This window comes from Solibacillus sp. FSL K6-1126 (genome assembly GCF_038003445.1).
GTDB classification, from domain to species: domain Bacteria; phylum Bacillota; class Bacilli; order Bacillales_A; family Planococcaceae; genus Solibacillus; species Solibacillus silvestris.
In genome coordinates, this window is sequence record NZ_JBBOPD010000001.1 from 3,564,118 (window position 1) to 3,582,266 (window position 18,149).

Below are 18,149 nucleotides of genomic sequence, written 5' to 3' on the forward strand. Positions count from 1 at the left end.
TCATTGGCCCCTCTTATTTCACACATTTTTTCAAGCGTGTCACTAAATCTTGAATGCGGTCACTTTTCATGCGATAGCTTACAGGATTGGCGATTAAACGGGATGAAACTTCGGCAATATGTTCATATTCCACTAAGCCATTTTCCTTCAATGTACGTCCCGTTGAAACGATGTCGACAATACGATCCGCAAGACCGATCATCGGTGCCAGTTCAATCGATCCGTTCAGCTCAATAATCTCAACCTGCTCGCCGATTCCTTTATAATACTTCATCGCAATATTCGGATATTTCGTCGCAATGCGCGGCGCAATCTCGTTAATTGTTGTATTCGGCAAACCCGCTGAAGCAATATAGCATTCGCTAATTTTTAAATCGAGCAGCTCATGGACAGTTCGGCGTTGCTCCAGTAATACATCTTTACCCGCAATTCCGATATCTGCCACCCCATGCTCAACATAAACCGGTACGTCCATCGGTTTCGCTAAAATAAAGCTGATGTTTTCCTCAGGTATTTCAATCATGAGTTTACGCGACATTTCCACTTCTTCAGGAAGGTTAAAGCCAGCCTCAAGCAACATTTCATAAGCTTCTTCAAAAATACGGCCTTTTGGCATCGCAATTGTTAGCTGTGTCATTTGTTTACGCCTCCCTGCTATTGTATTCATTAATTATTTTAAAGTGTGCTTTTAATGCCTCGATATTTTCGATGCCTTCATAGGATTGGAATGTCACTTGCTTTCCTTGTGCGCGCAACTGTTGTACTGCCTCCAGTGCTTCAGCAAAACGCTCTGCCGTGAACAATACAAGTACTTCATCTTTTTCAACTTTGATTTTTGGCATTGCTTCAAAGACACGGTCAACGCGTAAACCAAAGCCTGTTGCCCCAACTTGTGAGCCAAAGTGCTGCATTAAGCCGTCATAACGTCCGCCATTTCCTAACGGGAACCCACTGCCTGAAGCAAACACTTCAAATAACATTCCTGTGTAATAACTCATATGGCTTGATAATGTAAAATCAAATGCGATGTACTCTTCATAACCGGCAGCATCCAAAATTCTTGCCAAGTTTCGCATATATTCCAGCGCATCATTTTTGCGCACATATTTTTCAATTGCTTCAATAGAAGGTAGGCTGATTGCATCTGCAATATAGGCTAACAGCGCATCGGATTTTGTTTTCGGTAAATCAAATGCCAATACGGCTTCTTCAAACCCGACAAAATTTCGTTGAACGAGAAGATCATTTAAATCATCTGCTTGTGCATCACTTTCTGTATAGTCCTTTAAAATGCAGCTCAATACACCTGCATGTCCAATTGTTACTTTGAAATCTGTAATTTGATACGCCTTTACTAAATCGATTGCCGTCATGATCACTTCCGCATCAGCATACACAGAATTGTCGCCGATCAGTTCGATTCCCATTTGATCAAATTCAGCCGGGCGTCCCCCTTCACGCTGCTGCGCACGGAATACATTGGCAAAATAGGCAAGACGTTGCGGAATTTTTTCTTTCAGTAATTTCGAAGTCGCAACACGGGCAATCGGTGTTGTCATATCAGGTCTTAGTACAAGCGTATTCCCTTGGCTGTCCACTAATTTAAAAAGTCGGGCATCGGAAATTGCAGATGCTTTCCCGACCGTATCATAATATTCTACAGATGGTGTTTTAATTAATTCATAGCCGCGTTCACGCAGCAGTGCTCGTCCTGTCGAGCGGATTAATTCTAGTTTTTCATAGATTTCCGGTAATGTATCACGCATTCCAAGTGGCTTTTCAAACATTTTAATCGATGACATTTTCACACATCCTAATTTTTATACTTGGTAAAAGTCTGTATACTACACTTTAGTATACTAGAGTGTTAAATCACTAGTGTATGAAAGTATTTTACTGCTACTTATGTTTGTAGTCAATGGATTCATACAAATATTTAGTTAATTTAATTTTCTGATATATTTTTATATTATACATCATATTTTGGCAATTTAAGTTTTCTGGTGGAAAAGACATAAAAAAATGAGCGTAAGCAAATAACCAAAAAATGCTACTTTTCTTTGAAAAGAAAAATAGCATTTTTTCTGAGCGTTAAAAATTGATTTCCATTCCGGGATGCTTTCCGCGGGCGTGGTGTGGGGCCAACACGATGTTGGTCACAAAAGCGTTGCCACAGGACGTGGCGCTCTTAGCTTTTGTTCCTAAGTCTCAGGCGTCGGTGCTCCTGGCGCTTCGCTTTATCGCAAAAAAATTTTGCTATTCCCGCAGGAAGCTTGCTTGTAGCGAAAGGCATAGCCGTCAGCTACACTCGCCCTTCATTCCAATCAATTTTATAAAATATCCATTTCTTAATAAGGGTTTTCTTCTTAATAAACGGTATTTCTACTTCTGTCCCAACCTCATTCTGCATTCAATTATGCCAAACTGGCTTGTCATTCATTTTTCGTTCTGCCATTTGTTCCGCGGTAAAAATAATGCGCATCGGGTTGCCGCCTGCCATTGCGCCAGCTGGTACGTCTTTATGAACCAATGTCGCGGCAGAAACGATTGCACCGTCTCCAATTTTCACACCTGGTAAAATGGTTGAGTTTGCACCAACCATCACATTGCTGCCAATTTCGACATCACCTAATCGGTATTCTTCGATTAAATATTCATGTGCTAAAATGGTCGTATTAAACCCAATGATCGAATTATCACCAACTGAAATGCGTTCTGGAAACATGGAATCAGGCATTACCATCAATGCCAAGGATGTCTGCTTGCCGATTTTCATTTTTAAAAACGAGCGGTACAGCCAGTTTTTCCAGGCCATAACTGGAGTAACCCGTCCAATTTGAATAACAATAAAACATTTCATTACTTTCCAAAAGGAAACGGTATTATAAACTTTCCATAATGAATTCGCACCTTGAACTTTGTAGCGTTCTGTTCTGCGCATGCCTACTCCCCTTTCACAATTTCCAATAAATCACGCATATGATGAAGCATATAGGTTGGCTCATAGGACATTAAATAATCGACACCTTTGGCAGACCACGCAACCCCCGCTGTTCGCACACCTGCATTTTGTCCGCCCTCAATATCATGTGAATTGTCGCCAATCATAATCGCTTCCTCTTTTTCAATACCTAGCTTTTGCAATGCTAACAGAACCGGTTCCGGATGTGGTTTCACATGCTTCACGTCATCTAACCCGACAATAACATCAAAGAACTGTTCCGCACAAAGTACTTTTAAACCACGAGCAAGACTTTCTCTGCTCTTCGTTGAAACAATCGCCATTTTGACCCCTAATTTATGGAGCTCTTCCAATGTTTCGACTACTGCATCATAGCTTGTTACTAAACGGTCATGGTTGATGGCGTTCCACTCTTTATATTTCCCGATCATAACATCGGTTTCACCAGGTGTTAATTCGTCAAACGTCTGTTTTAATGACGGACCAATGAATCTTAGGCAGTCTTCTGTCGAATATTGCCCGGGAAATTTTTCGTCAAAAATATACATGAATGTCTGGATGATTAAATCGTTTGTATTTAATAATGTGCCGTCAAAATCAAACAGCAATGCTTTCGTTTTCATACTGAAGAATGCTCCCTTTTAAAAAACCGCTCGCACTAATGCAAACGGTGTTAAGAATATTTATTTTCCCTATTAAAGGGGGTTGATTTCAAGGAAGGACGCTTTCTGCAGGTGTCGCCTCCCTCTATTCCAATCAACCAGCTTTAATATTTTTCGTTCTACTTATTTAACTTCACAGCAGAATTATTTTTTCTTGCTCTTCATTTTATTAGTAGTATTATTTTTCTTTTTCGTCGCAGCAGGTTTTTCCTCATCTAAATAGTGGATAACCGGTTTTACTTTCATACGGCGATAAACAATGGCAATAATACCGACTGTAATACCGATGATCGAAACAACTTGAGCAGAGCGCAAATCGCCCACTAAGTATAAGCTATCTGTACGTAAGCCTTCGATGTAGAAACGTCCGATTGAATACCAGATTAAATAGAAGAAAAACATTTCGCCGCGTCGCCAGTTTAATTTGCGGGCAAACAGCAAAATGACTAAACCGACTACATTCCATAATGATTCATACAAGAAAGTCGGATGTACATAGTTCCCATCTTCGCTAATGTACATTTGTTCGATCAGCCAATTCGGTAAAAACAAACCTTCCAAAAATTCTCGTGATACAGGGCCGCCATAAGCTTCCTGATTCACGAAATTGCCCCATCGCCCAATAATTTGACCAACGAGAATACTTGGTGCCGCAATATCGGCCAGTTTCAAGAAGCTCACTTTACGCTTTTTCGTAAATATGTATGCTGTAATAAACGCACCGATTAATGCACCATGGATCGCAATACCGCCATTCCAAATTTGAATGATACTACCCGGATGTTGACTATAGTAGTCCCACTTCATCACAACGTAATACACGCGGGCTGAAAGAATGGAAATCGGAATCGCCCAAATGAGCAGATCGGCGAAAAACTCAGGATCTAATCCACGGCGGACCGACTCTTTTTGTGCGAGAAAATAGGCAACGACAATACCGAGCCCGATAATGATTCCGTACCAGTTCACCGGTATTGGTCCTAAGTGGAATGCCACCGGATTAATTGCTAATAAATTTGTAACCATAAACTTCTCCCTTCAACTACATATTAATAATCGTCTATTTCATCATTTGGAACAAGCATATCGTCCAGACGACGTGAAAATTCCTCAGCTGCATTGACTCCCATTTTCTTCAGACGGTAATTCATCGCAGCTACTTCGATAATTACTGATACATTTCGACCTGGCTGTACTGGAATTGTCAGCTTCGTTACTTCTGAATCAATAATTTTCATTTTCTCCTCATCCAAACCTAGACGATCATAAAACTTATCCGGATCCCAATTTTCAAGCTCTATTATCAAAGTAATCCGCTTGTAAGGACGCACCGCACTTGCACCGAACAATGTCATAATATCGATAATGCCGATACCGCGAATTTCCAGCAGATGTTCCAATAATGGAGGCGGGAATCCAACAAGCATGTTTTCGCCTTCCTGACGAATTTCCACACTATCATCTGCCACTAACCGATGCCCTTTTTTCACAAGCTCGAGTGCCGTCTCACTTTTCCCGACACCACTTTTACCAATGATAAGTACACCAATTCCATAAACATCAACGAGTACGCCATGAATGGCAGTTGTTGGCGCAAGCTTGCTTTCCAAAAAGTTCGTTAACCGGCTTGAAAATCTAGTTGTCGTCAGCTTTGTCACGAGCACAGGGACATGATTTTCATTCGATGCATCAATCAGTTCCTGAGGCACGTCCAAATCGCGCGAAATAATAATCGCTGGTGTTTCATCCGAACAAAGCTGCTTCATCCGGCTTCTTTTTTCCTCTTCAGGCAACATTTCGAAAAATGAGAGCTCTGTTTTACCTAACAGCTGAACACGATCAGCTGGATAATGTGTAAAATAGCCGGCCATTTCCAAACCTGGGCGGGATATATCACTCGTCGTTATGTATCGCCCAACTCCGGCTTCCCCACTGACTAGCTCCAAATTAAACTTTTCCATAACATCTTTCGCAATTACTTGAATCATAAATTTGGTACGCTCCTATCTTCTAGCATCTCCACTGTATTTTATCATGTCTATCCCATTTCCAATATATAACGCGCTTAGTTTTTTAAATTATCAATCACATTATTTAGCAATTCGCTGAAAAGGTAAAAAAAGATGAAGCAAAAAAAGCTCCATCTTTTTTATGTACACATTACTTTAATGTTGATAAATACTCTGCAGCTGCTTCCGCCTTTTCGCCTTTAACAATTCCACCAGGCATACGGTCTTTACCATTTAAAATAATATCCAAAATCTCTTCTTCCGAATATTTTGCCCCTAATTGATTCAACGCTGGCGCATTGCCGCCTTGTAATTGACCGCCATGGCATGTTGCGCATGATTGCTGAACAACACTTTTCCCGTCGATTTCAGCTGTTTCGCCGTTTGAAGCCGAATCATCTCCACCGCATGCAGCAAGGAAAATTGCTGAACCGAAAACTAATGTAAGTAAACTCTTTTTCATTCTGAACCCCTCCAAAAATGAACTTTTATTCCACTACTGATTATAACAAACTTATACTTTTTTGAAACCTTCGCCTAGCACTTCATAGGCGTCCGAAACGATGACAAATGCTTGAGGATCAACGGTTTTCAATACTTGTTTCAACCTTGTGAACTCTGTTTGATAAACAACGACCATTAAAACCGGGCGCTCCTCACCTGTATACCCGCCAAATGCCGGAAGCCTTGTAATCCCGCGATTGATCTCTTTATAAATCGCATCGCGCACATCCGTTTCTTTTTGTGTAATAATGTAAACCATTTTCGATTGGCTAAAACCTAGCTGCACAATATCAATCGTTTTTGTCGTGACATATAGGCCGATTAACGCATACAATCCTTTTTCAAGGTCAAACACAATTGCTGCACTTACCGCAATGAGGCCATCGATTAACAGTACGCTTGTCCCTAATGTTAAGCCTGTATACTTCGTAATAATTTGGGCAAGCAAATCCGTACCACCAGTTGAAGCATTCCCTTTAAAAACAAGACCTATCCCTAAACCGACAACAATCCCGCCAAAAATAGCCCCTAATAATGGATTCAGCGTCCAAGGATCCCAGCTCTCCGTTAATATAACGAAAAAAGGAAGGGTGATTGTACCAATAAAGGATTTAATCCCGAATTTTTTTCCTAATACAAGCACGCCAGCTATAAATAAAGGAATATTGAATGCATATTGAACAATCCCGGCATTCCATCCGAACATTCCATGCAAGATCGTACTGATCCCGCTTACTCCGCCGGATGCGACTTGGTTTGGAAATAGAAACACATTAAAGCCAAACGCAATAATTGCTGCGCCAACAATGACAAATACATATTCCATTACACTGTTTTTCAGTGAAGTCTGTGAGCTATATGTCATACAAATCCTCGCTTCTTTTGTAAATTCCATTGAATTATAACAAATCCTACATAAAATGAGAACTTCATCAAACTAAAGGAAAAGCGCCCTACAAAAGGACGCCTTCTTTATTACTTTTTATTGGATTATTAGTGCCTCATCTACCCATGCTTTCACTTCTTCATACATCGGCAATAGCCCTTCGACCGGTATGTTTAATTTACGAGATAATGGAATAATACTTTCCCAGTCCAATTTGCTTAAAGCCGTCCCAAATTGTAAATACGGCGTCATTTCCGTATGTTCACCTGAGATTGTTTCCAAAATCGTTTCCGATAGCGGCAACTGCGAAACAATTGCATTCATAGGCCGTTTTAATAAAGAATCAATCAATGAAAACAGACCAACTAAAAAATATTCCGAGAAATTCTTTTTGTAGTTACGACGTGCAACTTTTTCACAGACTTTTGCTCTGAACAACGATGCATACATTAACTCCTGAAACACATCATTATTTCGATTCACGTCCGATTCCCGCATCGCCAGTAAATAAATCCATCTCCGCAACTCCGTTAAACCTAGTAATAATATAGCCTGTTTAATCGAGCGGACTTTCGTTTTCGAACGTCTTGATGAACCATTGATTAATTTGAGCAACCGGTACGATAATGAAATTTCTCGTTCAATATGATTCGCCAATACATCGATATTGGCCTCATCATCCCGCAACAACGAGATAATCTGAAAATATTGAAACAGATTTGCCGGTATGTCTGTCGCTGTCAGTATTTGCGGCTTTTCAAAAAAATAGCCTTGAAATAAAGAATAGCCCGATTGTTTAGCAATATTATACTGCTCACGCGTCTCTACTTTTTCTGCCAATAGCTTAATATGAGGAAATTTCGATTTAATTGTATTTTCAATTGCAGTTCTCTCATGTTCACCACTATGTAAAAAATCGATTTTTATATAATCGATTTGCGGAAAGAGTTCATCATAGATCAAAACTTCATCATTAATGACAAAATCATCAAGCGCAATTTTATTTCCCGCATTTTTTAATTGTTTGAGCCGTTCGATCAATTCCATTGTAATCGGAATATTTTCCAATATTTCAATGACAATTTGTTCGGGTTCAATAACGTCTATTGAATCCTGCATAATCAGGTTTTCCGTAAAGTTAATGAAAGATGGCTTTCCATTGGCCAGCTCCTTAATGCCAATCGAAAGAAATGAATTGATGATCAGCTCAACGGTTGCTTTATCTGCATCAATATTCGGAAACTGGTTGGTGTAATTATTTCGATACAACAACTCATATGCTACGATTTCTTCATGTTTGTTAAATATAGGTTGTCGCCCAACAAATACTTCCATTTTGTAATTTCCCCAATACTCGTTTATTTTCTCTCTATTTATTATGGAAATTGCTGTTATTTTACAATCTTCCAATGTACTATAAAACTAGATTAACAAAATTCAAGGAGGCAGTAAATGTGAACACTGTAAAATATGAGCAAAAGGACTTTATTGCATATGTAACACTTGATCGCCCCGATATGTTAAACGCCTTTAATTATGAAATGCTGGAACAATTACGCAATGTCATGGAATCCATTCAAATCCACCCTGACATTCGTCTTGTCATTATTACAGGTTCCGGTGATAAAGCCTTTTCAGTTGGTGCGGACTTAAAAGAACGTAAAACATTGCCGGATACACTTGTAAAACGCAACTTAAATCGATTCGGGGAAGTATTTACGCTTATTGAGCAATTACCACAACCGACGATTTGTGTACTAAACGGCTATGCCTTCGGCGGTGGACTTGAGCTTGCACTTGCCTGTGATTTCCGTATCGCTGCTGATACAGTTTCACTTGGCTTAACGGAAACAGGCTTAGGCATCATCCCGGGTGCAGGCGGAACACAGCGACTGCCGCGCTTAATCGGTGAAGCGAAAGCATTGGAGCTTATTTTGACAGCAAAGCGGATGACTGCGCATGAAGCACTTGACTATGGGGTTGTTACAAAAGTGGCACCGGTCGAAAGTTTACATGAAGTGACGGCCGACTTTGCCGCACTTATTTTAAGAAATGCGCCGATTGCGATCCAGCAGGCTAAATTTGCTGTAAAACAAGGGATGAAAACAGATATTCAAACAGGTCTTCAAATTGAACGAAAAGCCTATGAACTGACGATTCCAACCGAAGACCGCATTGAAGCTCTGAATGCCTTTGCTGAAAAAAGGCCACCTCAGTTTAAAGGTAGATAAACCCACTCATATAAACAGGGTGCCCGCCAATGGGACACCCTGTTTGTATTTTATAAATATTTCTCAAACCAGCCTGTAATTTGCTCAAGTCGTTCTAATCGTAAGTTCGGGATACCTGTACGTGATAAGTTGTGGTCACATTCAGGGAAACGGACGAAACCGACCTCTTTGCCCATGCTCTTAAGCGTAATATAAAGTTGCTCAGCCTGCTCAATCGGGCAGCGGAAATCACGTTCACTGTGTAAAATAAGCAGCGGTGTTTCCACATTAGCCGCATATTTTAATGGTGAATGGTGCCACAGTTTTTCCACATCATTCATATCTGCGAGCATTTGCCATTCCGAGAAATAATAACCGATATCCGATACGCCGTAGAAGCTGATCCAATTTGAGATTGAACGTTGGGTAACAGCTGCTTTAAAGCGGTTCGTATGACCAACAACCCAGTTCGTCATAAAGCCGCCATAGCTTCCGCCAGTAATCCCTAAACGTGACTCATCAATCCATGAATAATTTTCGAGTGCATAATCAACACCAGCCATTATATCTTCGTAGTCTCCATCACCATAGTTACCGCGCACACCATCAACAAATTCCTGACTGTAGCCATGACTGCCTCGTGGGTTCACATAAAGCACACCATACCCTTTCGCCGCCAATAGCTGCATCTCATGGAAAAACGTATTCGCATATAAAGTATGCGGTCCGCCGTGTACTTCAACAATTAATGGATATTTTTCTCCTTCTGTATACTGTGCAGGCTTCATAATCCAGCCATGTACAGTCAAACCGTCTTTTGATGTATACGAAATCGCTTCCGGTTCTGACAGCGTAGTCTCATTTAAAAACTTTTCGTTAAATGTTGTTAACTGCTTGCGCTCACCTGTTGTAATATCAAAGTCAAACAACTCCCCAGGGAATGTTCCATTGGACACCGTCAATAATGCACGGTTGCCGTTTTTAAAGATTGCATAGCCATATACATGCTCATTTTCAGGTGACGCAGGATAAAGTGCGCCCTCTAACGTTGCATAATATAAGCGAATATCCCCTTGTGTAGATACTTGGAAATACAAATCATTGTTTTCCGTCCACATTACAGATGGAGTCGATACACCTTGCTGAATGTCTGCAACACCATAATCACCAACCGGCAAGTCCAGCATCTCTGTCAGCTGTTGTGTTGTTTTCGTTTCTGTATCATAAATATAGACATGGCCATGTGTTGCATTTCTGAATGTATGATCCGAACCGCCAAATGCAATATAACGGTCATCAAATGAAAACTCAGCACCACCAAAGTAGCCATCTTCCTCAATTAGTACCGTTTCTTCTTTCGTATCTACATCTACTAGGTAAAGCGGTGTACGGAATACATTATCCGTATTTTCTTCACGATTCACACCGATCACCAATGTTTTCCCGTCATGTGAAATGCCTTGTAGACTATGTGAATAATTTCCTTCTGTAAAAGTATTCACTTCTTTTGATGCCAAGTCTACAGCAGCAATTTGTGAATAGCGGTCCTGCTTCAATAACCCGACACTATCTGCTTTGTATTTCATTTTGTCGACGACATAGGCTTTCGGGAATTTCGTATCTTCTTTTTCTTCCTCTTTCGTAATGTCCAACCCTTTTTTAACTGTGCTTGTGATCCAAACTTTCTCGCCACAAGGACTCCATAAAAATGAATTGACGCCATTTGGAAGTGTCGTAATTTCCTGTGCTTCCCCGCCACGACGGTTTAATATGTATAGTTGCTGTTTTTCATTGCGTTTCACTAAAAATGCGACTTGTTTGCCGTCTGTTGACCACTGTGGGCTTGAGACACGTTCATTACCGTAAGTCCATTGCGTTATTTCCCCTGATTCCAGGTCAATGTGGAACAGATGGGCATTGTAATTATTCTCTTTTTCATTAATATGTGTACGAATAAATACCGCCTCTTGCTCATTTGGCGCAAGTACCGGATTTGCAATGGATTGAATTTCGAATAAGCTTTCTTTTGTCATATACTTTGTCATTAAAACACCTCTTCATTTATTTCGATTTCCGTAATAACAATGTACCATCTTTTATTTGAAATTTCAAAATATAAATATATAAGAATAAAAGTTTAAGTCCTCTTCTCATAGAGCTTCTTATTTAGTTCCGGTTTATTTTGGGCGGAGAAGCCTAACTCGCATTCCGTTTTATGCGAGTTAGGCTTTGCGACGAAAGCGTAGCGACAGGAGCACCCGCATTTCGGCTTGGGACTCCCGCCAAATCAATAGTGTCCGGCTCTAAACCGTTACGCTCTATAGTCGGCGCTTACAGTGGTAGGCAATAAAAATAGTGCATGCCTCATGATGCACTATTTTTATTTGCGCCGAGGATGGTCGCAACTTGGTGCGGCAACCGCAGAAGCACATTTTTTCCGGTTCTACGCACAAAGTTCATCTTTCTTTATAAAATCAATAGCCCTTGAAACGGTAAAAAAATAATTTCCCTTCCTTAAAAAGAAGGCATATCCCTATGAGTACGTAAGGCGCCTTGCGAATGCACAGCGCCTCCCGATATAAGCAACGATTGAAACACCGGAACTTTATGATTGGCGGGCGTTTCACAAAGCACGAAGAAAAGTCGCAAAGACATGTGCAACATGGCTTGGTGACTTTTGTGCTTAGCCCGCCAATACCCACCGGTACTTTTTTCTTTCCTATTTTAAAAAACACCCGCCACAAAGCATGGCAGGTGCTGGAATATTATGTTCTTGCTATTTCTTTTAAAGAACGGCGCAGAATCTTACCTGTTGTGTTTTTTGGCAGCTCGTCCAAAATTTCGATGACAGTCGGTACTTTGTATTTCACAATACGGTCTGCACAAAATTCGCGAATTGCTTCTACTGTTAATGAAGGATCCTTCAAAACAACATAGGCATGTACCGCTTCACCAAAGTCCAGATCCGGGAAGCCTACTACTGCCGCTTCCACAATCCCTTCATGTGAGAACAATACTTCTTCTACTTCACGTGGGTAAACATTGTAACCGCCTACAATTATCATATCCTTTTTGCGGTCGACGATGTAGAAGTAACCTTCCTCGTCTTTTCTTGCCAAGTCACCTGTATATAACCAGCCGTCGCGAATCGCTACAGCAGTTTCTTCCGGCATGTTGTAATAGCCTTTCATGACATTCGGTCCGCGTACGATCAGCTCGCCTACTTCCCCAACGCCCACTTCATCCCCATTTTCATCGACCACTTTATTTTCAACATTGCTGATCGATTGTCCGATTGAGCCTGGTTTACGCTCACGGTCTGTAGGGTTGAAACAAGTAACAGGTGAAGCTTCAGATAATCCGTATCCTTCAGAAATTCGTACATTGAACTTTTGCTCAAAGTTATGTAGCAATGATACAGGTAATGAAGCACCACCTGAAATCGCTAAACGAATTGTTGAGAATGCAGCAACATTCGCTTTGTCATATTGATAAAGGAAATTGTACATTGTCGGAACACCCGCAAATACTGTTGCTTTATACGTCGAAATTAACTCGAAAATTTCTCCCGGACTAAAGCGTGGCGCTAATAAGATCGTCGCACCTCGTGTTAACGGTGAATTGACAACGACCGTTAATGCAAAGACGTGGAAAACCGGCAATGTTGCCACAATACGATCTTCTGATGTCATTTTTAAGTAATCGCCAATATCTCTTGCATTTGAGAATAAATTATTATGTGTCAGCATGGCACCTTTCGGATGACCCGTCGTACCGGAAGTATATAAAATTATCGCCGTATCATCAGGCGCTACTTCTACTGGATCCGTTGTACGTGCTGTTGTTGCTAATACTTGTGAAAACAGCTTCGTTTTTTCTTTCGCCCCATCTGAAAGCGCGGCATACTTTTCACCGATGTCTTCAGTCGTTTCGCAAATGATATATTGCTCTACTTGTGGGAATCTATGCACCCCTGCCTCCACAAGCGGTAATAGTAAATCAAGTGCGATAACAACTTTTACATCACCATTTTGTATGATGTATGAAATTTCATCTGCTGTATAGATTGGATTAATCGGAATTGCCACAGCACCAATACGCATTGACGCGTATAAACTGATGATGAAATGCGGTGTATTACCTAATAGAAACGCGATATGATCGCCTTTTTTTACACCTAAATCTTCCAAAGCAGCTGCAAATCGTGCAACAGATTGCTCCAATTCACCGTAAGATGTGCCTTTACCTAAAAAGTAGTACGCTGTTTTTTCTGGTTGTTCGAAAGCTTGTTGTCTTACCTTTTCAACTAAATTCAATACACCCATCCCCCTATTGCGTAAAATGAAAAAATATTCACTCTATTAGCATTATAGAATAAGTATATTAATAAAACAATACGGAAATCTCGATTATTCACAAATATTGTACTAAAATCATTTTTTCTCTATTTAAACTCATCCGCGCACATGTGAAATATAACGCCAGCGAATTAAGAAAAAGTAAACAATTTGAATAAGGGCAAACATTGTAAATGAAAATACGACCTCTTTTACAATCGATAAATTCATTACATCATTCAATACGGTTTGCACAACATAGAACGCAAATGCACTATGTACAAAGGCTAAACCCCACGGCAGGAAAAATTGAATCATTAAATTTCTCGTAATAAGACGTTTCAGTTCTTTTCCGCTCAACCCTACTTTAACGAGCATATCAAACTGTTTTTTCTCACGGTCCAAGTTGGCATAGATTTTGAAATAAACGAAACTTCCGGACGCAAGTAGAAATACAGCTACTACTAATATACCGATGAGTGTTAATAAAGAATACGTAGCTAATATATAAGAATAATTTAATCCGGCATTTTCAAAATAAAACGGTAACGTATATTCTTTGTTGATCAGATAATCGCGGGCGACCATCTGCTGAATATCGATTCCGATATTTTCCGTTTCGGTCCAGTTAGGGATATCAAATGTAAATAAATGATAGCCAGGCTCAACATATGGCGACATTTCAAACTCATTTGTCAGTTTTTCAAAGTCTTCATCACTAATGATAATGGAGTTGCTGCTAATAATAGCCGTCGGGAAAAACATTTTCGGGTATACACTGTTAATCGTCAGGTCCACATTATTTTCCTTTAGCACCGTCTTTACTTCCGTTTTCTCCAGCTTTTCAATCGAATCTTCCGAATAAGGGATGAACATTGCTTCCCCGCTTTTTAAATTCACAAGCGGGTATTTATACGAAAACAGCAGATGGTTAATATCTGTTTCCCGGAAAACTTCCACCGGATTCGATGTATACGATGATGTTTGGCGCATGACCGTAAAGCGTGTCATATGATAACTGATTCCATTAAATTCAAGCTCATCAATGACGGATAAAATATGTTCAATTTCATAAGGATTATCCATTTCCCCTTTATAGAGGAGACCGATTGGATTGATCTTGTCATATTGTGATGTATAGGAAGACATCGCTGATAAAACACCGACCGTTAAAAAGGCAAGTGTCGAGACGAGTGTCACAATGAAAAACATGCGTGAGTTGAAACGTAAAATCTGCACTTGTTCAGCAATCGCCAGCATGCGTGCCTTTTTCCAGTAAAACTGCTTTCGCCCCTTCAACCGGTCAATAATATAAAGCGTTGTATCCGTAAAGAAATAATAAGTTCCCAATGTCACGAAAACAGGGATCAATAATGTATACGAAAAAATAGAAGACTTCGTTGTAATAAGTGCAAGACCGTATCCGCATAAAATAAGGATAATTCCTAAAATGGCATTACGTTTTGAATAGGTCACAGCAGCATCGACAAACTTCGGGCCTCTTATAAAGTTCCGTATTTTAATGTCCGGAGTAAACAGGGTACTCAACGTCGAGATGACAACAAATGCGCTTAAATAAACGAATAATGTCAGCACAAACGGCTCCCATGATAAATAGAGCGGCAATGCATTTAAGTTTAAAATTTCACGGACAATCATAAAGAAAAATTTCGAAAATGCAAATCCGAACACAATACCGGAAATACAGGAGAAAATGCCAATTGTCATTGTTTCGATGATGATCAGTTTTCCAAGCTGATTCCGGTCCATGCCAAGATGAAGCAATATCGCAAACTCTTTAGAGCGCGCTTCCAAAAAGGCACGCATCGAGTAAAAAATAAAAAACCATGAAAACAGCACAAGAACGATTTCAGCAAAAACCATTCCGGCTATCGATACTTCCCCTAAAAAACCGCGTTCGATTTCAGGATGGAACATGAGCATCGAATAAATAAAGAACACAAAAACACTAAAAAAGCTGGCCATAAAAAAGGCGGCATAGTTACGGAAATTCCGGAAAACGTTACGGTAAGCGAATTGAAGAAAAGTCACCTACATGTCCCCCTAATAAACTTAATACATTTAAAATGCGCTGGAAAAATGTTTGGCGACGATCGTCTGTATAAATTTCATTGAAAAACTCGCCGTCTTTAATAAAAATAACTCGATCGCAATAACTCGCCGCAATGGGATCATGTGTCACCATCAAAATCGTCGTATCGTTTTCTTTATTCATTCTTGCCAGAAGCTCCAACACTTCACGTGATGCATTCGAATCCAGATTTCCTGTCGGCTCATCGGCTAAAACGAGCATCGGATGGTGGATTAGTGCACGTGCAATAGCTGTTCTTTGGGCTTGTCCCCCTGAAATTTCATACGGTCGTTTCATTAAAATTGACGTTAAATCGAGCAGCTCACTTAAAGATTGCAGACGTTCCTCCATGACAGATATCGGCTGTTCATCAATTGTCAGCGGCAAAATAACATTCTCCTCGACCGTCAATGTCGGCAGCAAATTAAAGTCCTGAAAGACGAAACCGAGCTGACGGCGTCTGAAATAAGCAAGTTCCTCACTATTAAGCTTTTGCGGTTTCATCCCGTTAAAGATAATTTCGCCGGATGTCAGCGTATCAATCATGGATACCATATTCAACAACGTCGTTTTTCCGCTGCCGGATGGACCCATAATTGCGACAAACTCACCCTTTTCCACTTCAAAACTTAGCTGGTTGAGCGCTCGCTTCGTTACTTTTCCTTCATATACTTTAGTTGCATCTTGTATTTGTAAAATAGACATAGTAACTCCTTTTAACCAAGTCTGTTTCTTTCAGTCAATAGTAATACCTCATGACTGAAAAATCACTTCAATTTGTGTACCTTTCCCAACTTCCGATGTAATCAAAAGCTGGTGTCCGAGCTTATCACAAATCTCCTTTGCGATATAGAGTCCCATGCCGGTAGATTCTCCAGTTTTCCGGCCGTTTTCACCGGTAAAGAATGGCTTCATTACACGGGGTAAATCAGATTTAGGAATGCCGACTCCTTCATCACGAATGAATAAATGGACATGCTGTTCTTTTTGCACCGCCGTAATATACAATTTCTTATTCGGCTCAAATGTATATTTCACTGCATTTGTAATGAACTGTCCAATTAAGAAGTTCAGCCATTTTATATCGCTCATTACGATTAAATCCTCATCAATCTTCACTTCCGGAAATACCCGGTTGGCGATAAACAGACGTTTATTGTCATTCACATTAGACATAATCGCCGATTTCAGCGGTACTTTTCCGATTTGCATATCATCCGAAAAGTTTTCCAAACGTGCATTCACTAAAACCATTTCAAGACCGCGCTTCAAACGTTCGACTTCTTCCTGCACACTTTTTTTATCAAGCTCTTCTTCCTGCTGCAGCAAAAGCTCCAAAACCGAGACCGGTGTTTTCATCTGATGTACCCACTGGTTCATAAACTTATATTGTCTGGACTGGGTCGCATAAAGCGCCTGTACTTCATGCTGATACAATTTGTACAGCTCATGCAAATAACGCTCTGTCTCCATATATTCCGTTGTTTTCGCATTCTTTTGAAGCGCATCTTCCATCGTTTGCGGCAACGTGGAAATCTTCGCCAAATAACGGCGTCTCAACATATAGCGCACGACTAAAAATGAGACGATTAACAGAAGGCTGATCGCTATCGCATAAATGGCGGTCGTGACACTGCGAAATCCATCTAGCCAAAACAAAGAAAGTAAAAATAATGTTAGGACGATTTGAAAAATCAGGTAGGAAAGATGCTCCTTCACAAATAATTTGACCGCCATTACATTTCCTCCGAGCTCAATAAAAAGCGATACCCTGCTCCGCGCACTGTTTCAATAACAGATGAAATGCCATAATCGGCCAGCTTCTTCCGAACACGCGTCATATTTACATTTAACGTGTTTTCATCAACAAATGCCTGATCATCCCACAATTCCTCCAACAGCTGTTCACGTGATACGACTTTTGGCGCTTGTCCCATTAATAATCCTAAAATAACACATTCTTTCTTTTGAAGCGGAACGATGAGCTCCTTCAATTGAAGTTCCATCCGTTCCAAATACAATGTTAACTGTCCTTGTACAATTTTCCGCTCTTCCTGTCTTGCAGAATATTCTCCATATGTACGACGCAAATGGCTGCGAATTTTAGCAAGTACAATTTCATAGTTAAACGGCTTTGTAATAAAGTCATCTCCACCGTTTTCCAATGCAAATATTTGATCCATTTCACCCGAGCGAGCCGAAATAAATAAAATCGGACATTTCGTAAATTGTCTCAACTCACGGCACCAATAGTACCCATCATAGGAAGGTAAATTAATATCCAGTAAAATTATATGAGGCGAAAACGCTAAGCATTGTTCCATTAATGAATCAAAGTCTTTAATCGTTTCGACTTCGTATTGGTATTTTCTCAATGTGTCTGCGAGTAGTGCAGCTATTTTAGGATCATCCTCAACGATGAAAATTCGATGTTTTTCCATCTGAATGACCTCCTTTTCAATAGGTTTTAAAACTAAATTATCCCTA

General features: G+C 40.2%; 16 protein-coding genes. 1 reads left to right on the forward strand and 15 read right to left on the reverse strand.

Annotated elements, in window-relative coordinates; all coding sequences use genetic code 11:
* Positions 1 to 13: 13 nt before the first annotated feature.
* The 9 genes from hisG to MHH44_RS17810 form a co-directional block, all read right to left on the reverse strand.
* Complete coding sequence (hisG, locus tag MHH44_RS17770) at positions 14 to 637, reverse strand: ATP phosphoribosyltransferase (protein ID WP_008406420.1); 624 nt, start codon at positions 635 to 637, stop codon at positions 14 to 16.
* Positions 638 to 641: 4 nt separating this feature from the next.
* Positions 642 to 1,802, reverse strand: a complete 1,161-nt coding sequence (locus MHH44_RS17775; RefSeq protein ID WP_340735698.1) for an ATP phosphoribosyltransferase regulatory subunit — start codon at positions 1,800 to 1,802, stop codon at positions 642 to 644.
* A gap of 608 nt (positions 1,803 to 2,410) precedes the next feature.
* Positions 2,411 to 2,941 carry an acyltransferase gene (locus MHH44_RS17780; protein WP_008406423.1) on the reverse strand — a complete coding sequence of 177 codons (531 nt, stop codon included), beginning with the start codon at positions 2,939 to 2,941 and terminating at the stop codon, positions 2,411 to 2,413.
* Positions 2,942 to 2,943: 2 nt separating this feature from the next.
* Positions 2,944 to 3,585 (reverse strand): pyrophosphatase PpaX, encoded by a 642-nt coding sequence (gene ppaX, locus MHH44_RS17785; protein WP_340799253.1) that lies wholly within the window; start codon positions 3,583 to 3,585, stop codon positions 2,944 to 2,946.
* Between the two features lie 183 nt (positions 3,586 to 3,768).
* Positions 3,769 to 4,650, reverse strand: a complete 882-nt coding sequence (gene lgt / locus MHH44_RS17790) for a prolipoprotein diacylglyceryl transferase (protein ID WP_065216724.1) — start codon at positions 4,648 to 4,650, stop codon at positions 3,769 to 3,771.
* Between the two features lie 23 nt (positions 4,651 to 4,673).
* Positions 4,674 to 5,612, reverse strand: a complete 939-nt coding sequence (hprK, locus tag MHH44_RS17795; RefSeq protein WP_008406426.1) for an HPr(Ser) kinase/phosphatase — start codon at positions 5,610 to 5,612, stop codon at positions 4,674 to 4,676.
* A gap of 172 nt (positions 5,613 to 5,784) precedes the next feature.
* The gene (gene cccB, locus MHH44_RS17800) at positions 5,785 to 6,096 is read right to left on the reverse strand and encodes a cytochrome c551 (RefSeq protein ID WP_014822762.1); all 312 of its coding nucleotides are present in this window, start codon (positions 6,094 to 6,096) and stop codon (positions 5,785 to 5,787) included.
* Between the two features lie 51 nt (positions 6,097 to 6,147).
* Complete coding sequence (locus tag MHH44_RS17805; RefSeq protein WP_008406428.1) at positions 6,148 to 7,002, reverse strand: YitT family protein; 855 nt, start codon at positions 7,000 to 7,002, stop codon at positions 6,148 to 6,150.
* A gap of 117 nt (positions 7,003 to 7,119) precedes the next feature.
* Positions 7,120 to 8,358, reverse strand: coding sequence for an EAL and HDOD domain-containing protein (locus MHH44_RS17810; RefSeq protein WP_340799254.1), 1,239 nt, complete (start codon positions 8,356 to 8,358; stop codon positions 7,120 to 7,122).
* A 119-nt stretch (positions 8,359 to 8,477) separates the two neighbouring features.
* Between MHH44_RS17810 and MHH44_RS17815 the strand changes: the two genes are divergently transcribed.
* A complete protein-coding gene (locus tag MHH44_RS17815) occupies positions 8,478 to 9,254 on the forward strand; it encodes an enoyl-CoA hydratase-related protein (protein ID WP_014822759.1) in 777 nt (258 codons plus the stop codon).
* A gap of 50 nt (positions 9,255 to 9,304) precedes the next feature.
* Here the strand turns inward: MHH44_RS17815 and MHH44_RS17820 are convergent, their stop codons facing one another.
* The 6 genes from MHH44_RS17820 to MHH44_RS17845 all read right to left on the reverse strand — a co-directional run bounded on the left by MHH44_RS17820 (position 9,305) and on the right by MHH44_RS17845 (position 18,103).
* Positions 9,305 to 11,278 (reverse strand): S9 family peptidase, encoded by a 1,974-nt coding sequence (locus MHH44_RS17820; protein ID WP_340799255.1) that lies wholly within the window; start codon positions 11,276 to 11,278, stop codon positions 9,305 to 9,307.
* 720 nt (positions 11,279 to 11,998) lie between these two features.
* Entirely contained in the window at positions 11,999 to 13,549 is a 1,551-nt protein-coding gene (locus MHH44_RS17825; protein WP_008406433.1) for a fatty acid--CoA ligase family protein, read from the reverse strand.
* 138 nt (positions 13,550 to 13,687) lie between these two features.
* A complete protein-coding gene (locus tag MHH44_RS17830; RefSeq protein WP_014822756.1) occupies positions 13,688 to 15,622 on the reverse strand; it encodes an FtsX-like permease family protein in 1,935 nt (644 codons plus the stop codon).
* Positions 15,594 to 16,367 (reverse strand): ABC transporter ATP-binding protein, encoded by a 774-nt coding sequence (locus tag MHH44_RS17835; protein ID WP_014822755.1) that lies wholly within the window; start codon positions 16,365 to 16,367, stop codon positions 15,594 to 15,596. The genes MHH44_RS17830 and MHH44_RS17835 overlap by 29 nt, the downstream gene beginning before the upstream one ends.
* A gap of 48 nt (positions 16,368 to 16,415) precedes the next feature.
* On the reverse strand, positions 16,416 to 17,399 hold the full coding sequence (locus MHH44_RS17840) for a sensor histidine kinase (protein WP_340799256.1): 984 nt from the start codon (positions 17,397 to 17,399) through the stop codon (positions 16,416 to 16,418).
* Entirely contained in the window at positions 17,399 to 18,103 is a 705-nt protein-coding gene (locus tag MHH44_RS17845; protein WP_340799257.1) for a response regulator transcription factor, read from the reverse strand. Before MHH44_RS17845 ends, MHH44_RS17840 begins: the two co-directional genes overlap by 1 nt.
* Between the last annotated feature and the right edge of the window lie 46 nt (positions 18,104 to 18,149).